Origin of the sequence: Erythrobacter sp. Alg231-14 (assembly GCF_900149685.1) — a bacterium.
Classification (GTDB): domain Bacteria; phylum Pseudomonadota; class Alphaproteobacteria; order Sphingomonadales; family Sphingomonadaceae; genus Erythrobacter.
Genome location: NZ_LT702999.1, coordinates 151,491 through 175,683 on the forward strand (window position 1 = coordinate 151,491; position 24,193 = coordinate 175,683).

Genomic DNA, 24,193 nt, shown 5'->3' on the forward strand with positions numbered 1-24,193 from the left:
TTGACTGCAACCATCCCGCTCGCCCGCTCAATCGGCGGTCGCCCAGTGCACCGGCGCGATTTCGAAAAGGCCGATGGTCGGATGCTCCGGCTTTATGGGCGGGAACACCATGTTCTAGAACCGTCCCTGCAATCGGCCGATGATCTCGCCCAAGGGGGGGAGCTGCGCTATCATCCGCTGCGCAACGAATGGAATGTTTATGCCGCCCATCGGCAGAACCGGACATTCAAGCCGTCCGCCGCCGATGATCCCCTGGCCCCTACTGTACCCGGCGGTCCGGAAACTGAGATCCCGTTTTCCGATTTTGAATTGGCGGTTTTCGAAAACAAATTTGCCGCTTTCCATCCATCCGCATCACAAGCGGCGACGTTGGCCGGGATAAACGCGGAACCGGCGCGCGGCGCCTGCGATGTGGTGGTTTACGATCCGGCCGGATCAGGCAACCTCCATTCGATCGGCGCGGATCGCAGACAGGTTCTGATTGCGGCATTGATCGACCGATATGAGGCCTTGTTCGCGGCCGGATGCCAGTATGTCCTGCCGTTTGAAAATCGCGGCGATGAAGTTGGCGTCACCCTGCACCATCCCCATGGCCAGATTTACGGATTTGAACGGGTTCCATTGGTGCAGCAACGGGCGGTGGATGCATTTGCCGCTGGCTATGACTTATCCGCTGAAATCACCGCTGCGATGCCCGATTATGGATTGGCCGAAGCGGGCGGCGTGGCCGCATTTGTTCCACGATTTGCGCGTTTCCCATTCGAAGTGTGGGTTGCGCCGCGCGCTTGTAGAGCCGGACCGTGGGCCTGCACCGACGAGGAATTGGAAGGGCTCGCCGCGATGATGGGTGAAGTGACGCGGCGATACGACGCGATCTTCCAACAACCCGCCGCGACGATGATGGCGCTTCATGCAGCGCCCAATGCCGGAACAAAGGGATACCATTTCTCAGTACAATTTTACCCGCTTTTGCGGGCGCCGGGGCGGGTAAAATATCTTGCTTCGGTGGAACAACACACCGGTGTGTTCACCGTTGACGTGATGCCGGAAACGGCGGTTAAGGCGCTACGCGATGTCGGGTAAAATGGTGCATGCTTCCGCCCCAGGGCGGGTCAATTTGATCGGCGAACACATTGATTACAATGGCGGAATGGTCTTACCAGCGGCCCTATCCATCGGTTTGGAGGTTGATCTAACGCCGCGCGATGATCGATCGATCACTGTGGCGGCCAACGCATACGATACCGTCGCAAACCGCGGTTTGGATCAAGCGGCATCGGAACATTGGTCGGATCCGGCGGTGGGCGCAGTCCAACGCGCGCATGCCCTCAAACTGATTGATGGCGGTGCGGATATCGCCATCCGGTCAACCATACCGCAAGGATCCGGCCTATCCTCCTCCGCCGCTTTGATCGTGGCCATTTTAAAAGCAGCCCGTGCGTCCCACGGATCAGACATATCCAACACCCAAATCGCGGTCGAGGCCCGGCGCGTTGAGAACGAATATATGGGGGTGCCGTGCGGGATCATGGATCAAATGGCGGTTTCCTTAGCCACTCCGGGAACGGCCATGGCGCTCAACACGACATCGCTAGACCACAGCCTTGTCGCGCTGCCGAAAGATCACGCCATTGTCGTGGTGCATTCGGGCCTCACGCGGAAATTGACCGATGGGCGTTATGGCGCGTTGAAAGGGGAATGCGACACAGCAAAGGCGCATTTCGGAACCGATGACCTATGCGCGTTGAACCCGGATGACATTGCCACGTCAGATTTGGCCGATCCGTTTCGCAAACGCGCATTGCATTGCGCGACCGAACATCGTCGAGTTTTGGACGCAATAGATGCATTGAAGTCGGGCGATATCGCGGCATTGGGCGCGGCCATGAACCAAAGCCACGTTTCGATGCGCGACGATTTTGAGATGTCTCTACCGGCGATTGACGCCTTGGTCGCCGATGCAGTCGCATTGGGCGCAGATGGCGCGCGATTGACCGGCGGCGGGTTTGGCGGATGCATAGTTGCCGTTGTTGCCAAGGATCGGCACGATGCATGGCTGAACCAATTGTTGGGCCGTCATACGGGCGCCCGATTTATCGGCGCAGTTTGAACCCGACGACTACATAGAAAAAGGGGGGCGGCCATTTGCATGACCGTCCCCCTTTTTGTGTTCGTGATCGGACCGCTTAGAACGCAACCCGCGCCGTCACACGGCCGGAATGCGCGTCATAACCATCTGCGAAATCGCCCAGATATCCGACTTCGATGGAGAATGTTTCGGTCACATCCATGCTCGCGCCCGCGCCCAATTCAAAACGGGTTTGTTCGCGATCCGGTGAGATCACCGTAACCGCGCCCAATTGCGCCGAGGTCAGGTTAAATGTCCGCGCGTCATCGCCCAAATCTTGCACCACGGTGCCTTGGACAAAGCCGCTAAATTGCGGCGACAATTCGCCCGAAAGCGCCAATCCGCCGCGCAATTCGACAAAGTTTGCATCGTCGCGTGCGACGTTCAATGCAAAACCACCCGCTTCGACCGCATCATCGAACCCAATCGTTGCGCCGTTCACGCCCAATGATGGGGTCAATGCGAAACTGTCATTCGGCAAAAGATCAAAACCGACCGTCGCACTGTAGGCAAAGCCATCGAAGTCATAGGCCGAATTGATCGCGCCCAGTGAGCCACCGCGCTGATCTTCGATTTCACCGCTCAGATAAGCGATTTCCCCGTTCAGGAAGCCACGTTCTGCAAAATTGGCCGCGAAATAGCCGCCCACTTTGATGCTTTCAATTTCGGTTTGCCCGCCAACAACAGCGCCGTTCAGATTGTCGTTTTCGATATCGGCATAGCTCGCGATCAGACCAACACGGCCCATGTCTCCGACCATAAAGTCACCGCCAACTGTGAAGATCGTTTGATCGCTTTCATACGCGCCCGACGTTGATGACAAGGCATCTTGATCGGCGCCGCGCAGGATGAATTGACCCCAGATGCCCGTGCCTTCGCCAGCCAAATGCCGGTTTAGGGCGTCGCTTGCGGCGGTGGAGGTTTCAAAGATTTCGCGCGCCGCGCCGTTGTTCAATGTTGGCAGGGCATCGATTGCCAACGCTTCGAAGGCGTCAACATCCGGCAAGCCGTTGATGAGGTCGAAATTGTCCTGGCTTAACGTGCCTGCATTCAACGCAGTCGTGATGGCGGAACCGAATGTGACCAAATTGGAATCGGCCGATGTGATCAGTTGATTGACCGCGTTCACTTGCACCGAAAGCGAGCCAACCACGGGGACATAATCGACCAACAAATCATCATCGATGATGTTGATCGTTCCGCCGTTGTCGGTGAACCCGGTGCCGTCTTGGAGGACCAAGACCGTTTGACCAACTAACGCCACGTCGAGCGGCGTTTCGATGGTGACGGTGCCGGTGTCTTCCAATGTGATCGACCCAGTGGATGTCAGCGAGTCAACACCAAGACCAAGGACAACTTCACCAGCGATGGCAACATCGCCATCCACCGTGCGATCGCCGCTGATACGGGCATCGTTCAAGGTGCCGCCAAGGTCGGATCCGAACTGGAATGTTTCGAACCCACCGAAATTGTCCGCATCAAGCGTGCCGGCGATAATGGCCGTATCTGCGCCCGCGCCGCCAAGGATCATTCCAGCGACGGACGAGTTCGATCCTTCGAGGATGAAGGTGTCATCGCCGCCTTCGAGATCAACATTGCCGGTGACCGTCGCGCCGGTCCATTGTTGGAATTCGCCATTGCCGTCACCCAACAACACCGCATCACCCATTAGCCCTTCGATGGACCCAAAGTTGACGACGGTGAGTGCGCCTGTGCCGGGGCTTGAAATGCCGGCAATGTCACCGGAAATCGAACCGCCCGCTGCGTTGGTGATCGAACCGTTGTCGAACAACACGCCCGCGCCGCCGGCCGTGCTTTCGATCGTGCCGGAATTGTCCAGCGAGATCGCGTCGGCGGTGTTCGAACTTTCAATGGCATTCGCAGTCGCGCTGCTGATGGTGCCTGCATTGGTGATCACTGCCAAGTTGCCCGCCGCGATTGCGGGGCCGTCTTGCGATGTGATCGAACCGGTCGCTGCGTTGTCGAGCGACAATCCATCACCGGCGGCAACACCGACAAAGAACGAAGAGATCGTGCCGCTGTTGGTGGCGTTGAAATTGTCACCAGCCGCAACCGCGATAAAGGCGTCTTCGCCCGCGCTGATCGTGCCGGAATTGACCAACACAACATCGTTCACCCCATCGGCGTTCAATGTTGTGCCGAAACCGCCGGTGCTGCTGATCGTGCCTTCATTGGTCAGGCTGGATCCATCGCCTGAAAAGCGAATGGCATCATCGCCGCCCGATGTCAGCGTGCCCGAGGCTGAGTTGGTGACGATCGCGACACCGCCAATATCAAAGATACGCGCCAAATCAGCCGTGATAGTTCCGGTATTGTTGACGGTGGCATCGCCGGTGATGGTTACGGCTTGTGCGCCGTCGCCTTGGGTCGTGATCGATCCGGCATTGCTAACATTGCCCGCGCCCAAAATCACAACACCGCCGGCATTGTCGCCTTGGGTTGATACGACGCTGTTCGCGGTGAGGGTGACCGTGGTGGCATCACCGCCAATGATCGCAATGGCATCGTCACCGACGCTGGAGATTGAGCCGTCATTTTCGACCGTGCTGTTCGCGCCGACGATGACCACACCCAAATTGCCGCCGCTGGTCGCAACAGAACCGGTGTTGGTGAAAGTGGCGTCGTCGAGCATCGACACGCCAATGGCCAGATCGCCCGTTGTTGTGATCGAGCCAGTGTTGACGAGGGTGCCCCCGTCCAAAAAGTCGACGCCAATGCCAGCTTCGCCCGTGGTTTGGATCACGCCATCATTTTGAACGACACCGTCATTTTCTAACGCAACGGCAAAGCCGCCGTCACCCGTTGTCGAAATCTCGCCTCCGGCAGCATTGTTGACCGTAACACCGTCACCCAAACCGAACACGCCGAGTGAATTTTCACCACCTGTTTGGATAATGCCGTTGTTGTTAACGACCGAATTGTCGCGCACTTCCAACGCGTCGGATGCGTTGGCTCCCGTGGTTGCGACGGTGCCGTTGTTGGTGATGGTCGAATCCGCCAAGGCCCGCACGCCCACCGCTGTATCGCCGCTGGTGGTGATGCTGCCATCGTTCACAATCGTGCCGCGCAGTAGAACGGAGACCCCGCGCGCTTCATCGCCGGATGTCGCGATCGATCCGCTGGCGGTGTTGGTGAAGGTTGCGTCGTTCCGCATACCAACGCCAATCGCGCTCGCCCCGCCGGTGACGATGTTGCCCGAATTGGTGACCGTCCCGGTTTCTTGCGTGTCGATGCCAATGCCGAAATCGCCAAAGGTTTGGATCAAGCCATCATTGGTGATGTTCGCATCGTTCAAAACCGCAATGCCAAAGCTGGCCTCACCGCTGGTAACAATGGTGCCGGTGGATGTGTTGGTGACCGTGATGCTATCGCCCGCGCCAAACACGCCGAACGATTCCGCCCCATCCGTTTGCACCAGGCCTGAATTGGTAAAAGTGGCCCCTTCTGACAACGAAATGGCGTCAGAGAAATTGTCGCCGCTGGTGTAGATCGTGCCGTTGTTGGTCAGCGCGGAACCAGCCCCCACTTCGACCGCGACCGAGAATTGACCGGTTGTCTGGATGAAACCGTCATTGGTGACATTTGACCCCGCCCCGGCCAACAAGCCACCATCGAAATCACCCGCTGTCTGGATCGAACCATCAACGCCGCCCGTGACAGCGCCGGTGATCACCACCGGGCCTTGAACAACCGAACCGTCTTGAATGTCGAGGCCCAGAGGCGCGTCGGTGAAATCCAGAAAGCCATCGGCGTCTGTACCCGGTGCGCATGTGACCACGCCGCTGACAATCGCGCATTCTTCGACATTGGCCGGAACAGCCGGCGCCGTGGGCGTCGGTGCAGCGATCAGGGGCGCGGGTGCGGATTGCGCAAAGACCGGTGCGGCCATGCCAACAGAAAGCCCGACCGACAAAGCAAGCGCCGAAGCACCGCCAATGGCGCGGATTTTGATCGAAGAAGAGTTGGTCATGTTTAAGCCTCTAACGGTGAGAAACGGGGGTACGGTCACGTGTGGGGCGCGCTTGAGCATAATTGTGCGCAAACTGGTGCGACCCGCTTTGCAGGCTTGGAGGTATTCATAGAATATTACTGATAAATGAAGGCAGTACTGGCCCTTAGTCGGACCGAATTAACCACGCATTCTCATCGAAAATTCAGGGTGTTTTCAGAGCGATCGAGCCGCCCAGAATTTCAGCCTCTTCCCCGGTACGGAGCGACCCCTTGGTCGGGCAACCATAGGTCGGATGGCGGTGCGCCGGTCTGCCAAAAAACGTCGATTGGGATGCCGCCGCGTGGGTACCAATATCCGCCAATTCTTAACCATTTCGGCTGCATTTCTTTGGCCAAACGTTGCCCAATTCCCACAGTTACGTCCTCGTGAAAGCCGTTGTGATTGCGGAAACTACCTAGGAACAATTTAAGGCTCTTGGATTCGACGATGGCGTCGCCCGGCGCGTAATCGATCACGAGATGCGCAAAATCAGGTTGGTTCGTAACCGGGCACAAGGATGTGAATTCAGGCGCGGCAAAACGGACCAGATAAAGCGATCCCTCTCTGGGATTGGGCACATAGTCCAAGGTTGCGTCTTCGGGCGATGTGGGCAGAGGCGTGTCTTTGCCCAAAAAGGCGGGTGTGGTTTCCATGCCGCGCTGTTGCCGTGAAAGATGCCGTGTTGCAAGCGAGGAACTGGACGCCGCCGTTTTGCGTCTTATGTCAGAGAGCCCCACGGTCGGACCGGTGACCGATTGGACATCGCAATGGTCAGACCCGAAATGCAAACGCTTAAAACGGCCAACGACACGCTAAACGCATGATGCGCGCGCCCAAACTTTACCCGCTTGCCGACACGAGCGGCCCTCGCTTGCCCCGCATCCGCGTGCGGATGGGATTGGCTTTTGGTGTGGGCGCGCTGGCCTTGACGATTGCGAGCGGTTTCTCGGCCGTGTCTCCTTTGTCGGCGCAAAATTCGCCGGGTGGTTTCTCTCTTCCGACCCCTTCGCCCACGCCGACGCCCGTTCCGCAAGGGCCCGCGGATGAACGCGCCGGTGTCCCCATTGGCCCCCGCATCATACCCGATCGCCGCCCCACTCCGGCTCCTACCCCCACGCCCACTCCGACGCAAACAACCGCACCGGCACCCGCAGCCACCCAAGCGCCAACTCGAAGGCCAGCAGCCGCCGCGACGCGCCCGCCTTCACCGACGCCTACTCCTTCCCGCGCTGCGCCAACGTCCAACCGGCCGACAACCAACAGAGCGCCCGCCAATGGAACAGCCGGTTCGCAATCATCGAACCCGGCCTCGGTTGCCCCCCGATCCACCCCACAAGCATCAACCGATCGGACATTGCAGGGGGATGCAGCGATTGTGCCGCCCAGCGGATCGGTATCCGGCCCCGGCTTTGACACAGAGATTGGCCTCGACGGCGAAGGCCCCATTGGCCCGGATGGCTGGTATGATGTTAGCCCCGACGGCGAAACCGGTTCATCCGCTCAACCCGACATAACGACCGGATCCACCGCTCCGCCTCCGCTCAGCGCAAGCGAGATATCGCAAGCCGGCGCAGGCGTGATCCGCGATCGAGTCTACATTGGGCTTGGCGTGATGTTGATCTTGGCCTTGGCTTTGGCGTTTTCATTCTGGCGGCGCCGCCGGTTGGAATCGATCCAGCCCGATGCTGACGGTCCTTCACTTGCCTACGGCGTGCACACAGTGATCAAGCAAACCGGAACAGAGGACGACGCATCCGCGACGGAGCCGATGGACCCGGTACAAGCCGCTAAACCCGAACCGACTGCGGCCCCGGCAACTCCGCCTCCACCGGCGCCACCTCCGCCGCCCCCTCCCGAACCTGCCCACCCGCCGGCTTCGGAGCCCACTCCAGAGTTCGCGCCAATTTTTGCGCCACCGCCTGCGCCCAAACCTGCACCTGCACCTACGCCATCGGCGCAACCCGTGCCCCCGCAACCTACCGCTGCGACATCCACACCTCGATTGGATCTGGCTTTGGAAATGGTAGGTGGATCGCGCAGCGTCATGATGTTCTCTGTCGATTTCCGGCTGGACCTCGCCAATCGCGACGACAATGCGCTGCGCGATGTCACCGTTTTGGCCAATCTGGCCTGCGCCCAAAGCGCCGCAGCCAATGCCACCCCGCTATTGGGCGGCACCGAAATAGCGAAGATTGAGCGCATTGGCCCGCAACAATCCCATCGCGTCGGCGGCCAACTTCAATTGCCGCTCAACCAAGTAAAAGCGATCAAACAGGGCGCGAAACCGCTGTTTATCCCTCTTTTGCACATTCGTGTCGTCCGACAATCGGATAGCGCGGGCGAACCGGCGACCATTATTGCCAACCGCTCCTTTGTCGTCGGCACGCCCAGCACGACCAGCCAAACACGCGTCCACCCATTGCCATTGGATGGCCCACCTGGCGGATTGCCCAACCTTCGGGCCCAATTGATCAAGCAGCCCACCCCTGCTTAGGTAGCAAAGGAGCCGGTTCATCCGGTTCCACCGCCCGACCAAGCTTGGCACTGTGACGGCGTCGCGCTACCGCAAACGGCATCGCTTTCTTTTCGGAGATCTTCCATGGATAGCCTCGTCTCGACCGATTGGCTCGCCGCGCAAATGACGCAAGAACACGGGTTGAAAGACCTCGTGATCTTGGACGCTTCGCGCCACTTGCCCGCATCAGGACGTGATGCTCGTCAAGAATTCGAACATGCGCATATTGCCGGTGCTCGTTATCTCGATCTGGCCAATCTGACGGACCCCACCTCCAAAGTTCCCGCGGCTTTGCCCAATGCGGATCAATTGGCTCTGCGGCTGGATCAGTTGGGCATCGGTGCAAACGACCGGATCATTCTGTACGATGACAGCGCCGTCAAAACGTCGGCCCGCGCATGGTTCGCATTGATCGCGCATGGCAGAACATCCGTTGCCATTTTGGACGGCGGATTGGAGAAATGGCGCGTCGAAGGCGGCTCTATGGAAAGCGGCCCGGGTAACAACGCCACATTGCCAACGACTTCGGCATCCTCTGCATCTCGATTGAAAAGTCCGCGGCGAGTTGCCTCAAAACATGAGATCTTGAACGTCGTAAGCGACCAACTGCAAAGCGGCGCAATTGGTACGACGCAAATTCTAGACGCGCGCGCCGCCGATCGCGTTTTTGGGAGCGGAATTGACCCGGTGCATGGTGGTCAGAACGGCCGAATTCCCGGCGCGCTTAATGCCCCCTTTGGCCAGGTCTTCAATGCGGATGGAACATTTAAAGACCCCGCAGCATTGCGCGACTTGTTCATCGCCGCCGGTGTCGACTTGGACCGCCCTATCATCACAAGCTGTGGCAGCGGCGTCACCGCCAGTGTTCTTGTGTTTGCCTTGCATCTAACAGAGGTGGACACGGCACGCCTTTACGATGGAAGCTGGCAAGAATGGGAAGCCGATCCCACCACACCCAAAGAGCAGGGCCCGCAATGAGTTTGGCAATATGAGCGTTTCTGACGGCGACAAACCGGACAAACCCGCCACGCAAGTCACCCATGCCGGGCGGCGGACGGAATGGACTGGCGCGGTGGTCAATCCTCCCGTGTGGCGCGCCTCAACGCATCTCTATGCAACCGAGGCCGACCGTAAAGCGGCGTTGAAATCCAACGAAGACGGCGATTTTTTCTATGGCCGGCGCGGCGCGCCAACCCAATGGGCGCTTGCACAGGCGCTGACCGATATTGAACCGGGCGCGCATGGCACGGTGTTGTATCCCAGCGGCGTGGCCGCCATCGCCGGAAGTCTGCTATCCGTTTTGAAGCCGGGCGATCATCTTTTGATGAGCGACAATTCCTACGATCCATCGCGCGCCATGGCGACTGGATTGCTCAAACGCATGGGCATCACACACAGCTTTTTCGATCCCTTGGACATGACCGCGTTCGAATTCTTGATCCGCGATCACAAACCCCGCGCCGTTTGGTTCGAAAGCCCCGGCAGTTTGACCATGGAAGTGTGCGACATTCCTGCTTTGTCGGCCATTGCGCGCGATGCCAACGCGGTCTGTTTGCTGGACAACACATGGGCCAGCGCACTCGGCTTTGCCGGGCTAAACCATGGCTGCGACATCGTCATGCAAAGCCTCAGCAAGCACGTGGGCGGGCATTCTGATCTTATGATGGGTTCCGCCTGCGCTGGTGAACGGTGGTACCGCGCCCTACGCCGGACGTCGCAACAATTGGGGCAAGTGGTGTCACCCGATGACGCCGCGCTGGCGTCTCGGGGATTGCGCACCATGGCGATGCGATTGGCTCAAACCACGCAAAGCGCGACTGAAATCGCGCAATGGCTGACCACGCATCCCGCCATTGAACGGGTGATGTGCCCTATGCTTCCCCAAGATCCCGGTCACGCCATTTGGCGCCGCGATTTTGCCGGCGGTTGCGGCCTTTTTAGCTTTACTTTGAGCACGATTGACCCGGGCGCAGCCGCGCGGTTTGTCGATAGTCTGCGCCTGTTTGGTATCGGATACAGTTGGGGCGGGTTCGAAAGTCTCGCTTTGCCGATCTTCCCGCACGAATATCGCTCCGTCATGTCCCCACAAACCCAGCATGAGGGTGGTCAGCAAGCCGCGATACGCCTATCAATTGGGCTCGAAGATAAAGACGACCTGATCGCGGATCTAGCGCAGGCTTTGACCAAGATGGATATGACATGACCACCGCTGCTGCGCCGATTGTAGAAGAGGCCGAAACGATCGATCCCGCCTCCGCCGAAGGCACAAGTGCCGAGGAAGGCGCAACAGAGCAGACCGCGCAGGGCGAACCAGAAGAGCCGGTGGAAGCGATCGAAGTGTCGCAGGACTTTGTAGAAGGCGTTGGCGAACAGAGCGAAACCGCCGGTGCGTTTCTAGGCTCACTCCAATCTGTCGCTTTTGAACTTGGCGATATGCGGATTTCGCTGCTCGATGTGTTGCTTGTAATCGGCGTTATCGCGCTGGTTCTCACTGCCGCATGGATGGCCACCCGGATCAGCCGGGGGCTCATTCAGAGGATCTCAAAATTCGACAGCACGCAAAAACTTCTGGCTGAAAAACTCAGCACCATTGCCATCTGGGCGCTCGCATTCCTGATCGGGATCGACATGCTGGGCATCGATCTTACCGCACTGGCGTTTTTTGGCGGTGCGTTTGGTTTGGCCATCGGTTTCGGTTTGCAGAAGACATTCGGCAACCTGATCTCGGGTATCTTGTTGCTCTTGGACAAATCGATCAAACCGGGCGACGTAATCTCCGTCACCGATCAGGCCGGCAATGAAGCGGTCGGTCAGATCCGCAAAATTGGTATTCGCGCCATTTCTGTCATCACCCGCGATCAGACGGAGCATTTGATCCCCAACGAAAACTTGATGATCAATCAGGTGGTGAATTGGTCTTACAGTTCAAAGGAAGTGCGCGTGCGGGCACCCGTGGGCGTTTCCTATGACAGCGATTTGGAATTGGTCACACGGCTGCTTTACAAAGCGGCGGACGACACAGAGCGCGTTTTGAAGCACCCCAAGCCACGCGTTAACCTGATGGAATTTGGTGACAATTCCGTCAATTTCGAATTGCGTTTCTGGATACAGGATCCCGAAGGTGGCCTCGCCAATATCCGCTCCAACGTTTATATGCGGGTTTGGGAATTGTTTAAACAGAACGATGTCGAAATCCCGTTCCCCCAACGCGATTTGCATTTGCGATCATCCAAACAATTGGATCAGATTGTTGAATTGATGGCGGCGGGCAAATTGGACGCAGGTTGATCGGGGTTTAGACCCTCGAAACTCCTGTGGATTTGGGCGCCGCTAAAAGCGGTTTCACCAGGCGACAAAAGCTTTCCTTGATCGTCCCCAATCCATTCTCGCTGGCATGGAAAGCCTGCGCAGGCCATTTCGGCCTCCATGAACAACGGCACAAACAATGGCGCGCCCAATGACGCACCCCATCGTGCACAAAGCGGCACGATATTCTTGGTAGGCGCTGGCCCCGGCGATCCTGATCTGTTGACTGTGCGCGCGGCGCGTTTGATTGGGCAGGCCGCCGTGTTGGTCCATGATGGTTTGGTCAGCGACGAAATCCTCGCCCTTGCCCATCCCGACGCCCGCCTGATCAGCGTCGCTAAACAGCGCGCACGCCACACTTTGCCTCAAGACGATATCAATCTGCTTTTGGTCCGCGAGGCGCAGGCCGGTCATGATGTCGTGCGGTTGAAAGGCGGCGATCCCTTGATCTTTGGTCGCGGCGGCGAAGAGGCCGAATTGGCGCATGCTCATGGCGTGAACGTCGAAATCGTGCCCGGTATCTCGGCTGCAAACGGCGCAGCTGCAGCGGCTCAAATTCCTTTGACCCACCGCGACAGCGCCAGCGTCGTCAGCTTTGTTGCCGGCCAATGCAAAGGTTTGTCGGACCAAGATTGGTCGGGCCTTGCGGGTAAGGGGCGCACCCTTGTGATTTACATGGGCGTCAAGACGTCATCCCAAATTGCCGAAAAATTGATGGAAGACGGTCTGGCCCCTGACATGCCCATCGCGGTGATCGAGAACGCGGCACGCCCGGAAATGCGGGTTGTGCGCGGCTTGCTGGCCGGATTGCCCGGGCTCGTTGATCAGGAAAAGATAAAGAGCCCTGCCCTAATCGTGATCGGCGATGTTACCGCGCGCGACACCGCAACAATCTCTCAAACCGCATACACCGCCCACGCCGCCCAATTGGGGGCTTCAGCGCAAAACACAGAGGCAACACAGTGAAAATTCTGACCGGCAATGATTTGAAGACCGGCGCGGTCATTTGGTGGGACGGTGCAAACTGGTCACTCTATGTCGACGCCGCCGCCGATGTGGGCGATCGCGGTGATGAAATTCTCGCCCGCGAAGAGGCCGCGCGACGAGTGAACGTGCCGTATATCATCGAAGCGGAGGCCAGCGCCGACGGCGTTCGCCCGGCCCATATCAAAGATCGCATCCGCGCTTTGGGCCCAACCGTGCGCGAAGATTTGACGATCAAGCCAACCGACGCGCCCGCAGACTTCAACGCCATCGACTGGGTAATCTAACATGTACAAATACGATTCTTACGACCAACAAATGGTCGATGCCCGAGTGGAAGAATTCCGCGATCAGGCGCGCCGCCGGCTCGAAGGGAAACTGACCGAAGACCAGTTTAAACCCCTGCGTTTGATGAACGGTCTTTACCTCCAATTGCACGCCTACATGCTGCGCGTGGCCATCCCCTATGGCACGTTGAATTCCGACCAAATGACGGCGTTGGGCGATATCGCGGACAAATATGATCGCGGCTATGGCCACTTCACCACCCGCCAGAACCTGCAATACAATTGGATCAAGCTCGAAGATGCAGCCGACATCCTAGCCGATCTGGCCAAGGTGGAAATGCACGCCATCCAGACGAGCGGCAATTGCATTCGCAATATCTCATCCGACCATTTTGCCGGGGCATCGCACGATGAACTGGTCGACCCGCGCCCCTATGCGGAATTGCTGCGCCAATGGTCCAGCTTCCACCCGGAATTCACCTATTTGCCGCGCAAGTTCAAAATCGCCGTGATTGCAGCTGAGAAAGATCGCGCGGCAATGCGGCTGCACGATATCGGCATTCAAATCGTTGAAAAAGACGGTGAGATTGGCGCTCGGTTCTATGTCGGCGGTGGCATGGGCCGCACACCGATGATCGCGCCGATGATCCGCGATTTTGTGCCGCTCGATCAATTGATCACATATTCAGAAGCCTGTTTGCGCGTCTACAACCGCTATGGTCGTCGCGACAACAAATACAAAGCGCGCATCAAAATCCTGGTGCATGAATTGGGCGCAGATGAATACACGCGTCAGGTCGAGGAAGAATACGCCCATATGCAAGAGCAAGGCGTTGAACCACCGCTCGAAGAATTGGAGCGCATCAAACCGTTCTTTGCCGATCCGGCGTTTGAAGACGGTGCGAAGAGCGTGGACCGGTCCGATCCAGACTTCGCCCTTTGGGTTGACCGCAACACCCACCGGCACAAGCATGACAGCTATGTCAGCGCGGTCATTTCGTTGAAACCGGTTGGCGGCATTCCCGGCGATGCAACCGGCGAACAAATCCGCATCATGGCGCAATTGGCCAAGCAATACAGTTTTGACGAATTGCGCATCATGCACACGCAAAACGTGGTCCTACCGCATGTCAAAATCGCCGATCTGCACGCGCTCTGGACACAGCTTGATGCGGCCGATCTGGGCGCGCCCAACATGGATTCCATCGAAGACATGATCGCCTGCCCCGGCCTGGACTATTGCGCCTTGGCCAATGCCCGTTCGATCCCTCTCGCCCAGCGCATTTCGGAACGGTTCGATGCATCGGGCAAGACCGAAAAATTGGGCGAACTAAAGCTCAAAATTTCCGGCTGTATCAACGCCTGTGGCCACCATCATGCGGGCCATATTGGCATCCTTGGTGTCGATCGCAAAGGGGTGGAAAATTACCAATTGTCGCTCGGCGGAAGCGAAGCCGAAGACACCAGCCTTGCAAAGATTACGGGCCCCGGTTTCACCGAAGACGGCGTGATCGATGCGGTTGAGAAAGTGACCGATGTCTATCTCGACCAACGCACCGGAGAGGAACGTTTCCTCGATACATATCGCCGCATCGGCATGGCACCGTTTAAAGAGGCGCTTTATGACTGAGAACAATCTCGCTGATCTTGGAACCTCACCCGATGAAGTCCAATTTCGTTTTCGTGATGATGAACCGGCCGATCACGGCACAGTGACTGTCGATGCGTGCTGCGACCAAACCAACGCCACCGCCGTGCGGATCGAACCGGGCGATGACGCGCGGACGCTTTTGCCGTTTCTCGATCGGCTGGCTTTGGTCGAAGTGAACTTTCCCAGCTTTGGCGATGGACGCGGATATTCCTCCGCACGGATTCTTCGCGAGGCCGGTTACAAGGGCGAATTACGCGCGGTTGGCGATGTCGGCATCGACCAGCTTAGCCATATGCGCCGATGTGGTTTTGATGCCTTTGCGCCGGATAAAGCGCTCGACACGGACGACGCGGAACGCGCCTTTGCGACGTGGGACAATGTCTATCAACGCACCATTGATGGACGCTCGACGATCCCTCAACGCCGTCATGGAGTGGGCCAATGAACGAAGTTCGCAAAATCGACCGTCTCGATGCGGCGGCGCGCTTTACCGAACATGACGCCGTGCGATTGAACCGCATGTTTCGCGGATCGTCGACGAAAGAGATGTTGGAAGGCGTCATCCAAGGGAATTTGGCCGGCGACATTGCCATCGTTTCCAGTTTCGGGGCCGAAAGCGCGGTGTTGCTTCACCTGATTGCCAGCGTTGATAAAAGCGTGCCGGTCCTCTTTTTGGATACGGGCAAGCATTTTGCCGAAACATTGCAATATCGCGATGATTTGATCGCGCGATTGGGCTTCACCGATGTCCGCATTTTGACGCCGGAGGCAGCCGACCTTGCCGCCAAGGATGAAACGGGATTGCGATGGTCGTATGACCCCGATGGTTGCTGTGAAATTCGCAAGGTTAAGCCGTTGGCAAAGGCGCTTGAAACCATCGATGCAAGCTTCACTGGGCGCAAGGCGTTTCAATCGTCAACACGCGCCAACCTGCCGCGGTTTGAAGTCGACACCTCCGATGCCCAAGGGCGTTTGAAGATCAACCCGTTGATCGATTGGAGCGCCGCTGACATCGCCGCCTATTTCGAAGAGCATGACCTTCCCCGCCACCCATTGGTTGCGAAAGGTTTCCCTTCGATCGGCTGCGAACCGTGCACGCACAAAGTGGCGCCGGGCGAAGATCCGCGGTCGGGCCGTTGGAAAGGCTGGGACAAAACTGAATGCGGGATCCACAAGCCGGGCGAGGAACCGTTCCTTTAAGGGGTCGGTTGGCTCTCTAAACGTTCTATTGTGGCCGTCTCACCGGTTTGAGAATTGGTGGAAAGCCAAATGCCGTCGTCGCTGATCTCTTCGAGATAGCAGATTTCGTCGGCACCTTCGGAATTGGCTAGGAAGCACAATTCAGATGGTGATTTCTGGCTCCAATTGCCCTGTTCAATGGTGCTGCCTGTTTCGTCGGAGAAAACATAGGTTCCATCCTCAAGAAGCTCTTCGATCAGAACAAAGCCGTTTTGATCAACTGCGCGATATGATCCAACGGAAGGGGCACCGTCGGCAGCGACAGTTGCCGTGCCCGTGGCTGTGGCTGTGGCTGAGGATTCTGGAGTGCTTGCATCCGAAGAAGTGTCCGTTTTGGCCTCATTCCCACATGCGGCAAGGCACACGATGGCAGCAGCCAGCAGAGCGGTCTTCATAGAAATTCCCCAAGATAAAGCGATGCAACACGCATCGGATAGTCGGGTGAGGGTAGACAGGAACGGCGTAGCTAAAGCCAGCCCTCTTTTTCATACCACTGCGCGGTCTTAATCAATCCGTCTTCGCCGCCAATTTGCGGTTGCCAAACGTTGGCTGGCACCGCGCGATCAAACCGGGAAACCCAGTTGGGATGGAGCATATAGCCGACCCGATCTGCGGTCAGCTTAGCCTTATCCCCGCGCAGCAATTTGTCACCTTTCGCGGCCAGCTTTAAAACTTCTTTGGGTAGATTGACCGCCAAAACGGAGCGCCTGCCCACCGCGCGACCAATCGCTTTGCCCAATTCCTTATGAGAATATCCGCCAACCTGCCCATCATCGGGTTCATAGATCGATTTGAGTGCCGATTTCCCCGCCAACGCAATCAACAAGCGCGCCAGATCATCGACGTGAATGATCGAGGTCGCTCCTTTGGGTGGCAGAGGCACAAGCCCGAATTGGGCGGAACGAAACAGTTCGAACATGTCATCGTCACGCGGGCCATAGACGGCCGGTGGACGAACAATGGTCCAATCGCGCCCGCTTTCCTGCACTAGGGTCTCCGCACGCGCCTTTGACGCGCCATAGACCGACAAATCCGGCTCTCGCGCAGAGAGCGAAGATACGAAGACAAAACGTTTCACCTTCGCCTGTTTGGCCGCCGCAATCATAGCAGCGGTTCCTGCGACATTGGCGGTTTCGAACTCGGTCGGATCGGGCGTGTTGGTAAGGCCCGCGACATGGATCACCGCGTCGCAGCCATCAATCAACCGCAGCAGCGCCGTGTCGTCCGAAAGCGTGCCCTTGATCCATTCGACGCGATCGCGTGCACCCTGATCTTTGCGTGTCAAAGCGCGACATTCATAACCCTGTGCAATGGCGCAATCGATCACCGCGCTTCCGACAAACCCTGTCGCACCTGTAATCGCCAGCCGCACGATTACCCCCGCACCATATGATCGCGATGCACGACTGCGGCGCGCGGCGCATAACCCAACCGCTCTTCCTGTTCCGCCTGTTTCAGGCCAGCAATGGCGCGGCATTCATCGGCGCTGTATTCCACCAAACCTTGCCCCAATCGTTCGCCCTTGGGGCCATGCAAGCTGACCAAAGCACCGCGCGTAAATTCGCCCTCGACTTCGGTTAGACCTGCGGCGAGCAAGCTTGCCCCTTCTCCCAATGCGTCCACGCACCCGGCGTCCACGCTTAAGACCCCTTCGGGTGCTAATCGTCCACCCAGCCATGCCTTGCGCGCATTGTCGCTGCGCACAGGAGCAAACACGGTGCCACGATTGTTCGCCACAGCTTTCGCGATAGGATGATCCGGTTTACCGTTGATAATCGCGAGCGCAATGCCCGCGCGTTCCGCAATCCGGGCCGCCTGAAGCTTGGCGAGCATGCCGCCCGATCCCATCCCCGACGAAGACCCTTCACCCGCCATGGCGATCACTTCGGGGCTGACCCCTTCGACCCGCTCAATCAACGTCGCATCGGGTAGACTGGGATCGCGATCATACAGGCCATCGACATCGGACAACAGCAATACGCCTTGCGCGTTGGCCGCCTGCGCCACGCGCGCGGCCAAACGATCGTTATCGCCAAAACGAATTTCTTCGGTGGCGACGCTGTCATTTTCATTGACCACGGGTATCACGCCCGCTTCCAGCAAACGTTCCAACGTGGCAGCAGCGTTGAGGTACCGTTTGCGTTCTTCCAAATCGTCGAGCGTTACCAGCATCTGGGCCGAAATGTGATCGTGCCGAGCAAGCGCAGCACCCCACAATTGCGCCAAACCGACTTGTCCGACTGACGCCGCCGCCTGTGCATCGGCAAGGCTGGCTCGACCGCCTTTGGGCAATCCCAACCGCGCAGCGCCCAATGCAATCGCGCCTGATGAAACAACGATAATCTCGACGCCTTTGGCCCTTAGACCGGCGATTTCTTCCACCAGCGAATGAAGTCGATCAAGCGCGGGCTTACCATCCTCAACCAACAGAGCGCTGCCGATTTTGATGACCAACCGCTTGGCCGACACAACATTTGCTAGGGTTTCGTCCGTCATCGCGTCAGATGGGTGACCACTCGCTGCCACCTTCTTCCTCTTCTTCAACTTCTGCGGCGTTGGTTTCGGTTGATGTGCGATCGGGCAAATAACTCAAAACCGCATCCATCAATGCATCAATACCCGCCCCGCTCGCGCCGGAGACATTGAACACTCGATCCGCGCCTGCTTTGATCAATTCATCGGCAAAGGCTTTGCCCAATTCATCATCGGCAAGGTCCAATTTGTTCAAAGCCACCAATTGCGGCTTGTCCTCCAAACCAGCGCCATAGGCGGCAAGTTCCTCTTGAACGACGCGCATTGCATCGACGGGGTCATCCCCCGCAATGTCGATCAAATGGATCAACACGCGGCACCGTTCAATATGGCCTAAGAACCGATCGCCAATCCCCGCTCCATCCGCAGCGCCAGCGATCAAGCCGGGAATATCCGCCAGCACAAATTCACGCGCACGGTGACGCACCACGCCCAACTTCGGCACTAGAGTGGTGAAGGCGTAATGCCCAACCTTTGCCTGAGCGTTGGAGACCGCGTTGATAAAGGTCGATTTACCCGCATTGGGCAATCCCACAAGACCCACATCCGCCAACAATTTTAGCCGCAGCCAAACCCACATCTCTTCGCCGGTTTCGCCGGGTTGATGTTGGCGCGGCGCACGGTTGGTTGAGCTTTTGTAAGACGCATTGCCGCGTCCGCCCATACCGCCTTCGATAAAGACGATTTCTTGATCGACTTCGGTGAAATCGGCGAGGATTTCTTCCTTGTCTTCGGACAGAACCTGAGTGCCGACGGGCACTTGGATCACCAGATCGGGCGCACCTGCTCCGGTCTTATCTTTACCCTGACCGTGGTTGCCGCGCTTGGCTTTGAAATGCTGCGAATAGCGAAAGTCGATGAGCGTGTTGAGGCCCTGTACGGACCTGAGGATAATATCGCCGCCCTTGCCGCCATTGCCGCCGTCGGGTCCGCCATATTCGATATACTTCTCACGCCGGAAACTCACCGCTCCGGGTCCGCCGCTGCCGGCTTTGAGGTAGATTTTTGCCTGATCGAGGAAATGCATGGGTTCCCCCTATGCATTTCCCGACCAGAAAGCGAGTATTGTATAGGCGGAAGGTCAAATCCACCCGAAGGGTCATAAGGATGACCTGCCGCCTACGACGATGCAGCCGTTGCGCCGAGTGTGTGCCAAAACGACCGCCTGGATGGGCTGCGCTTCCTAGAAACGCGCCTGGATACCGGCGATGATCGATTGGCCCGGCGAAACGAAGCTGAAGACCTGTTCGTACCGCGTATCAAAAAGGTTTTCCGCCCGCGCGAACAATTCCACACCCTCGCTCAACCGCACACGCGCGTTGAGATTGATGAGAGTAAAGTCATCCAGGGTTTCGCGAACGGGGATAAAGCTGGGATCGGTGAAGGCGAGATCGGGCGTTTCACCGTTATACCGCACGACCAATGTGATACCCCCGGCATCATCGGGCGCCGTCCATGACAATGCAGCCGATGCGATCTCATCCGGACGGCGCACTTCTTCCACGCCATCTTCTTCGGCATCGAGGTAACTGTACGCGCCGTTGAACGAAATGCCCGAACCAAGGTCTGCGGCGATGGCAATTTCAACGCCTTGCTGTTTGCTAACAGTGGTGCGGTTAGCCGGGGTCGCAACGAAGGTCGGTGCGGGGAAGGTTGTGAAGATTTCATCTTCCAACTCGCTGTCGAAATAGGTCAGCGAGAGGCGAACGGCGCCCTCAGCAAAATCTTGATCCAATCCAACTTCCCAGCCGGTCGATTTTTCCGGAGTTAGGTCTTCATTACCGATGAAAGTGCCGTCGACAAATCCGAACAATTCGAAAAAGCCGGGGTTCTTGATGCCCGATCCAGCACTGGCGCGCAGGCGGGTTGTGTCGGTCACAGCGTAACCCGCGCCAACGCGGAAGGTGGTGGCATCCGCAAATCGATCGTTGATGTCATGACGGATCGCCGCGGAGAAATCGAAGCGGTTGCCGACATAGCGATATTCACCCACCAAACCGGTGTTCTCAATCTGACGTCGGCCGGTGAAGGCAAATCCGCCTGGGGTGGTGTTGCGGAACCTTTCCTGCTCCCAATCTGCGGCGAAAGACACCGAATGGTCGCTGCCGCCAAAATTATAGGCGGTGACGTAGGACGCTTTCAACCGGTCGCCTTCGCTTGAATTGCTGGGCCCAAACGGTCCGACGGTCTCGCGATTGATATCGGCGATTTGCGCCGAAAGATCATGCGTCCAATTGCCATCCAATGTTTCCAACCGCGCACCGACAAGGCCGTAGAACGCCTCATTTTCGAACGCCGTGTCTGGGCTGTCGATGATCAGGCCGAATGTCGGGTTGGCGGCGACAAAATCTGAATTGTTGAATTCACCCTCTGTTCGGATGAAACGGCCCGCCGCACGCAGAGCAAAATTGTCGGAAAGTTGCGCGGATACTTTGCCGGATACGGTGTAGCTGTCCCGGCCAATATCGCGAACGCCACCGCGTGCATTGGGCTCGCCATCGGTGCTAACGAAAGTGGCAGAGAGCGAAGCGCTTAACGTCTCGGCGGAATAGCCATAGCGCGCTGCGCCGTTGACTGTGCCTTGGGTTCCACCTTCGATGCGCGCGCCAAAGCCATCATAGTCACCGCTTCGATAGGCGACGACGCCGCCGATGGCGTCTGAGCCATAAAGTGCGGATTGCGGGCCGCGCAGCACTTCGACGCTGCTACCAATTTCAGCCTGCAAAGTGCCAATGTCGAATTCACCGCCAAATGGGTCTGAGACCTCAATCCCATCAACCAACACCAACACATGGTTCGCTTCGGAGCCGCGCAGGCGGATTTGGGTTTGACCAGCGACGCTGCTTACCGCGACACCGGGGACATCGCGCAAGACATCGGCAATGTCGCGCACTTGGCGGGCTTCGATGTGTCGGGTGGTTATGATGGTGGCGGACCCGGTAAATGAGTCCAACAACACACCCTCAGACCGGTCGGCGCTGACCAGAATCGCATTGGGCCCGGGCCGTTCGGTCATTGTGATGTCGGAAGTGCCGTCCTCGATAATTTCCCCCTCGTCCTGCGCATCTTGCGCCAACACGGGCGCTCCGATGCAAAGTGAGATGCCCACGGCAAAGCGGGCCGTGGTGGCCAAAAATCTAGTATTCTTCATGCTCGAAAATCCCTTTCGAATACGCAACAACATCGACCGCAAGGGCAACACCCCAACGGCCATCCAAGTCGTCGCTCGAAACGAAAGTTTTTCGCGCCGGATCAATCCCTGAACCAAGCCACAAGCGACACACTCTGGTCGGTCTCCTGGCTCACGGGTCGATGCTGCTGCCTCACCTTCCCAAGCTATCGCTCAGTGGTGGCATACCGTGGGTATGCACGAGGCAGAAACTCACCGCTTACAGTTGCAGGGACAGCCGCGGAATTGCTCTTTCGCCCGAAGGCTGGGAGCGCACCGCATTCCCGTTACCAAAGTGTGCCCTAGCCGATAGGCGCACTCGCCATCGGCTTCAAGAGTGCAAAATCGCGCCTTTCCGGCATACGCGCTGAGTTGGTGGGCCTATTGTGGGGCGGCGCTTTGATCGTCGCCGTCATCGGTTGCGATGGGTTCGACCACGGGTTGCGAGATGAAGTTTTCCTGCACCGGCACAATCGGTACACCCACGCCCGTTACCGGATCCGCGACCAAGCCCGCCGGCGCGGTCGGCGCGGCCAAGGTGGATTCGGGCGAGCTGGTCACTGTGGGCACTTCCACGCCGTTGGCGCGCGCCTCCTGCACCGCGACCCATCCGGGCTGCGATGCGCCATATTCGGCGCCGTAGCGATCATCCCATTCCGCCGAGGCGCGCTGATACGCTTCGTATTCCTCAAAGAAAGTCTCAAACGGTTCTTCGAGCAATTCAAAATTGTCTTTGGCAAAGGCAAGCGGATCAGTTGGTTCCGCAATGATGGCGCGGTTTGAGATATCGAGCGCCGCCCGACAAAAACCCGCACGCGCCGGAGGAAGCGCAAAGAAGTTGTAGACCGACGTCATCTGGCTTTCGCGGGCAAAGATCCCTTCGCGTCGGTTGCCCGTTTCTTCGCGATATTCGCGGTCGATCCGGTCATTCACCTGACCAAGTGCGCGTTCGTGGTCGCTGATATAGGCGCTGTATGCGGTTAGGATGGGATCGTATTGCGCGGCCACACAATTGAGCGCGGCGACGTTCCAAGCGGAACGGAAATGCCAAACCTTTTCATCTTCGGATAGGCCGCGATTGATCGTGCGGCGTTTGCCAAAAATGTCCTTGCCCGGAATTTTCATCACATAGGACGCGCCACCGGGGGGAAGTGGGCGGAACGGAACGGCCTCAACCACGGGCGGTGGCGGAGGAGGTGGTGGTGGTGGAGGCGGCACAGCAGCCGGCGCCATACACGCGCCCAAAAGGCTAAGCGAAACCGCAATGGTCGTCACCTTGATCGGCGCCGTCGCGGCGTGCGGTTTAGTGGGTGATCCCGAACCGGATTTGTCCAAGCATGATTTTGCCGTGCTCATAGTAAGATTGCCTCTCATTCTTCCCCCACGATCAAGAAACGCCCCGTTTCTCGCCATCGCCAGTCGCGCGTAGAACAATGCCACCGCGACCCTTGCTCGCCAATGAAGCGTTAGGCGCAGTGAGCCACAATGCAAATGCCCGAAGCCTTGGGTAAGGCTCCGGGCATTGTTGTTTCAACAGTTTGCTGTCCGCAGAATGGTTCTGCGAAGCTTACGCGTGATTTACTCGCGGCTGCCCAAGAAACTCAGCAGGAACATGAACATGTTCACAAAGTCGAGATAGAGGTTCACCGCCCCCATAATGACCGCTTTGCCCATGAACTCGGTCCCTTGGACATATTGATACTGATTTTTCAGCATTTGCGTGTCGTACGCGGTGAGACCAGCAAAGATCAAAACACCGATGCCGCTGATCACAAATGCCATGGATTCAGAAGCAAGGAAGATGTTGATGACGCTCGCAATGATCAGGCCGATGACGCCCATGATCAAAAAGCTGCCCCAGCCCGAAATGTCTTTCTTTGTCGTGTAGCCCCACAGCGACAGGCCCGTAAACGCCCCAGCCGTTGCGAAGAATGTAACCGCGATGGATTCGCCGGTGTAGACGAGGAAAATCGTCGACATCGAAATGCCCATGACAACCGCAAACGCCCAGAAAACCGCTTGAAGCGTCCCTTGGCTCATTTTGTGGAGGCCAAAGCTCATCGCAAGGATGAAGGCCAATGGAGACAATTTCACAGCCCAGAACAGCAGGCCCCCGTTAATCGCGAGCCAAGCTGCTGGCGATTCCATGTCGCCCCAAGAAAACAGGACAGCGACGATGCCGGTCAACAAAACGCCCGACGCCATGTAGTTGTAAATGGAGAGCATGTACGAACGCAGGCCCTCGTCATAGGAAACGCGCCCTTCGGCATCGCCACCCGCGCGTTGAGCCGAGCCAAAGCCCTGACCGCCGCCTTGAGTGTTTCTCCAATCAGCCATGTGGATCCCTTACTTTTCCAAATGTGGCGCGAC

20 protein-coding genes and 1 riboswitch are annotated in these 24,193 nt (G+C 57.8%); of the genes, 11 read left to right on the forward strand and 9 right to left on the reverse strand.

All coding sequences use genetic code 11. The features are described from left to right. Positions 1–1,083, forward strand: coding sequence for a galactose-1-phosphate uridylyltransferase (locus BQ8290_RS00750; protein ID WP_108786776.1), 1,083 nt, complete (start codon positions 1–3; stop codon positions 1,081–1,083). Further along, positions 1,073–2,110 (forward strand): galactokinase, encoded by a 1,038-nt coding sequence (gene galK / locus BQ8290_RS00755; protein WP_337660874.1) that lies wholly within the window; start codon positions 1,073–1,075, stop codon positions 2,108–2,110. The genes BQ8290_RS00750 and galK overlap by 11 nt, the downstream gene beginning before the upstream one ends. A 76-nt stretch (positions 2,111–2,186) precedes the next feature. On the opposite strand, the gene BQ8290_RS00760 is transcribed toward galK, so the two are convergent. Then, positions 2,187–6,119, reverse strand: a complete 3,933-nt coding sequence (locus BQ8290_RS00760; protein WP_108786780.1) for an autotransporter domain-containing protein — start codon at positions 6,117–6,119, stop codon at positions 2,187–2,189. A gap of 221 nt (positions 6,120–6,340) precedes the next feature. Continuing rightward, the gene (gene queF / locus BQ8290_RS00765) at positions 6,341–6,793 is read right to left on the reverse strand and encodes a preQ(1) synthase (protein WP_108786782.1); all 453 of its coding nucleotides are present in this window, start codon (positions 6,791–6,793) and stop codon (positions 6,341–6,343) included. A gap of 167 nt (positions 6,794–6,960) precedes the next feature. Here queF and BQ8290_RS00775 point away from each other — a divergent pair, with 167 nt between their 5' ends. From BQ8290_RS00775 to BQ8290_RS00815, 9 genes are all read left to right on the forward strand, one after another. After that, on the forward strand, positions 6,961–8,634 hold the full coding sequence (locus tag BQ8290_RS00775) for a hypothetical protein (RefSeq protein WP_337660875.1): 1,674 nt from the start codon (positions 6,961–6,963) through the stop codon (positions 8,632–8,634). 105 nt (positions 8,635–8,739) lie between these two features. Next, positions 8,740–9,633 (forward strand): rhodanese-like domain-containing protein, encoded by an 894-nt coding sequence (locus BQ8290_RS00780; protein WP_108786788.1) that lies wholly within the window; start codon positions 8,740–8,742, stop codon positions 9,631–9,633. A 10-nt stretch (positions 9,634–9,643) separates the two neighbouring features. Beyond that, positions 9,644–10,858 (forward strand): cystathionine beta-lyase, encoded by a 1,215-nt coding sequence (gene metC / locus BQ8290_RS00785; RefSeq protein ID WP_108786790.1) that lies wholly within the window; start codon positions 9,644–9,646, stop codon positions 10,856–10,858. Further along, positions 10,855–11,943, forward strand: coding sequence for a mechanosensitive ion channel domain-containing protein (locus BQ8290_RS00790; RefSeq protein ID WP_108786792.1), 1,089 nt, complete (start codon positions 10,855–10,857; stop codon positions 11,941–11,943). Before metC ends, BQ8290_RS00790 begins: the two co-directional genes overlap by 4 nt. A 138-nt stretch (positions 11,944–12,081) precedes the next feature. Then, positions 12,082–12,927: a uroporphyrinogen-III C-methyltransferase gene (gene cobA / locus BQ8290_RS00795; protein ID WP_108786794.1), complete on the forward strand. Its 846-nt coding sequence runs from the start codon at positions 12,082–12,084 to the stop codon at positions 12,925–12,927. Then, positions 12,924–13,232 (forward strand): DUF2849 domain-containing protein, encoded by a 309-nt coding sequence (locus tag BQ8290_RS00800; protein ID WP_108786796.1) that lies wholly within the window; start codon positions 12,924–12,926, stop codon positions 13,230–13,232. Before cobA ends, BQ8290_RS00800 begins: the two co-directional genes overlap by 4 nt. A 1-nt stretch (position 13,233) precedes the next feature. Further along, entirely contained in the window at positions 13,234–14,862 is a 1,629-nt protein-coding gene (locus BQ8290_RS00805; protein ID WP_108786798.1) for a nitrite/sulfite reductase, read from the forward strand. Then, positions 14,855–15,328 carry a DUF934 domain-containing protein gene (locus tag BQ8290_RS00810; protein WP_108786800.1) on the forward strand — a complete coding sequence of 158 codons (474 nt, stop codon included), beginning with the start codon at positions 14,855–14,857 and terminating at the stop codon, positions 15,326–15,328. Before BQ8290_RS00805 ends, BQ8290_RS00810 begins: the two co-directional genes overlap by 8 nt. Then, a complete protein-coding gene (locus tag BQ8290_RS00815) occupies positions 15,325–16,083 on the forward strand; it encodes a phosphoadenylyl-sulfate reductase (RefSeq protein ID WP_108786802.1) in 759 nt (252 codons plus the stop codon). Before BQ8290_RS00810 ends, BQ8290_RS00815 begins: the two co-directional genes overlap by 4 nt. Here BQ8290_RS00815 and BQ8290_RS00820 read toward each other — a convergent pair. From BQ8290_RS00820 to BQ8290_RS00850, 7 genes are all read right to left on the reverse strand, one after another. After that, the gene (locus BQ8290_RS00820) at positions 16,080–16,517 is read right to left on the reverse strand and encodes a hypothetical protein (RefSeq protein ID WP_108786804.1); all 438 of its coding nucleotides are present in this window, start codon (positions 16,515–16,517) and stop codon (positions 16,080–16,082) included. The two genes, BQ8290_RS00815 and BQ8290_RS00820, sit on opposite strands and share 4 nt — an antisense overlap. 71 nt (positions 16,518–16,588) lie before the next feature. Next, a complete protein-coding gene (locus BQ8290_RS00825) occupies positions 16,589–17,497 on the reverse strand; it encodes an NAD-dependent epimerase/dehydratase family protein (protein WP_108791681.1) in 909 nt (302 codons plus the stop codon). Beyond that, complete coding sequence (gene proB, locus BQ8290_RS00830; protein WP_108786806.1) at positions 17,497–18,618, reverse strand: glutamate 5-kinase; 1,122 nt, start codon at positions 18,616–18,618, stop codon at positions 17,497–17,499. Before proB ends, BQ8290_RS00825 begins: the two co-directional genes overlap by 1 nt. A gap of 4 nt (positions 18,619–18,622) precedes the next feature. After that, positions 18,623–19,681, reverse strand: a complete 1,059-nt coding sequence (gene cgtA / locus BQ8290_RS00835) for an Obg family GTPase CgtA (RefSeq protein ID WP_108786808.1) — start codon at positions 19,679–19,681, stop codon at positions 18,623–18,625. Positions 19,682–19,837: 156 nt separating this feature from the next. Next, entirely contained in the window at positions 19,838–21,805 is a 1,968-nt protein-coding gene (locus BQ8290_RS00840; RefSeq protein ID WP_108791683.1) for a TonB-dependent receptor domain-containing protein, read from the reverse strand. Between the two features lie 119 nt (positions 21,806–21,924). Beyond that, positions 21,925–22,133, reverse strand: a riboswitch (cobalamin riboswitch). Between the two features lie 71 nt (positions 22,134–22,204). After that, the gene (locus BQ8290_RS00845) at positions 22,205–23,179 is read right to left on the reverse strand and encodes a hypothetical protein (RefSeq protein WP_337660876.1); all 975 of its coding nucleotides are present in this window, start codon (positions 23,177–23,179) and stop codon (positions 22,205–22,207) included. 222 nt (positions 23,180–23,401) lie between these two features. Continuing rightward, positions 23,402–24,160, reverse strand: a complete 759-nt coding sequence (locus BQ8290_RS00850) for a Bax inhibitor-1 family protein (RefSeq protein ID WP_108786810.1) — start codon at positions 24,158–24,160, stop codon at positions 23,402–23,404. Between the last annotated feature and the right edge of the window lie 33 nt (positions 24,161–24,193).